Origin of the sequence: Rhodoblastus sp. (assembly GCF_041915505.1) — a bacterium.
Taxonomy (GTDB): Bacteria; Pseudomonadota; Alphaproteobacteria; order Rhizobiales; family Beijerinckiaceae; genus Rhodoblastus.
On the sequence record NZ_JAYSBG010000527.1, the window covers coordinates 1 to 1,550 of the forward strand.

General features: G+C 66.6%; 1 protein-coding gene and 1 pseudogene. Both read left to right on the forward strand.

Features of this window, described 5'->3' with window-relative positions:
• The coding region (gene plsX / locus ACE3S9_RS19415) for a phosphate acyltransferase PlsX (protein ID WP_374548119.1) at window positions 1-1,073 on the forward strand (1,073 nt) is incomplete at its 5' end.
• 22 nt (window positions 1,074-1,095) lie between these two features.
• A pseudogene (locus tag ACE3S9_RS19420) lies at window positions 1,096-1,550 on the forward strand (3-oxoacyl-ACP synthase); the annotation flags it as partial.

A 1,550-nucleotide genomic window follows, 5' to 3' on the forward strand; every position in this document is an offset into this window, starting at 1 on the left:
TGGGTGGGGATTTCGGTCCCTCCGTGGTCGTGCCGGGCGCTGCCCTTTTTCTGGAACGCACGCCTGGCGCGACCTTTCTGATATTCGGCGATCAGGACAAGCTTGCGCCTTTCCTTCAGGCGCATCCACAGCTCGCGGCCTCGACCCGCGTGCGCCACACCAGCGTCGCGGTCGGTATGGCCGACAAGCCGAGCCAGGCCTTGCGCGCCGGCCGGCGCAATTCCTCCATGTGGATGGCGATCGAGGCGGTGCGCAAAGGCGAGGCCGATTGCGCGGTTTCCGCCGGCAATACCGGCGCGCTGATGGCCATGTCCAAGATCTGCCTGCGCACCATGGCGCAGATCGACCGACCGGCCTTGACGGCGCTGTGGCCGACCCAGCGCGGCTGCTCGATCGTGCTGGACGTCGGAGCGACCATCGGCGCCGATGCGCAGCATTATGTCGATCTCGCCATCATGGGCGCCGCCATGGCGCGCAGTCTGTTCGAATTGGACCGGCCGACGGTCGGCCTGCTCAATGTCGGCGTCGAGGAGGTCAAGGGCATCGAGGAGGTCAAGGCCGCCTCCCGCCTCCTGCAGGCGATCGACTCGCCGCTGCTCGATTATCGCGGTTTCGTCGAGGGCGACGACATCGGGCGCGGCACGGTGGATGTGGTGGTGACCGAAGGCTTCACGGGCAATATCGCGCTCAAGACCGGCGAGGGCACCGCGAAACAGATCCGCACCTATCTTAGGGAATCGCTGACCCGCAACTGGCGCACCAAGCTCGGAGCGTGGCTGGCGCGCGAGGCCTTCGAGGAGCTGAAATCCCGGCTGTCGCCGCGCCAGACCAGCGGCGGCGTCTTCCTCGGCCTCGACGGCGTGGTCGTGAAGGCGCATGGCGGCGTGGATGCCGATGGCTTCTCCGGCGCCATCGAGATAGCCGCCAATATGGTGCGTCACGATTTGCTGGACAAAATCCGCGATATGATGGTCCTCGCCAATGAACACGCCGCGGCGCTGGAGGATCCGCCTCCGGCCCCGATCCTGATCGGCCAGCAGGCGTCCGAGCCTCCGCCATCCGATCCGGCATGACCAGAACCATGGAAACGACCAAGTGACGCAAGAAAACAAGCGCCTGCGCTCGGTGGTGAAGGGCGTCGGCTCCGCTTTGCCGCGCCGCTGCGTCACCAATCGCGAGCTGGAAAAGCAGGTCGACACATCCGACGAATGGATCGTCCAGCGCACCGGCATCACCCAGCGCTATATCGCCGGGGAGGGCGAAACGACCTCTACGCTCGGCGCGGCGGCCGCCCGCGCGGCGCTCGCCAAGGCGCAATGCGCGCCGGAGGACATCGACCTCATCATCTGCGCGACCTCGACGCCGGACCTCACCTTTCCCGCCGTCGCCACCATGATCCAGGCCGAACTGGGCATAACCGGCGGCGTGGCCTTCGATCTGCAGGCGGTCTGCGCCGGCTTCGTGTTCGCGGTGACGACCGCCGACAAATTCCTGACCTCCGGCTCGCACAAGCGCGCGCTGGTGATCGGCGCCGAGACCTTTTCCCGCAT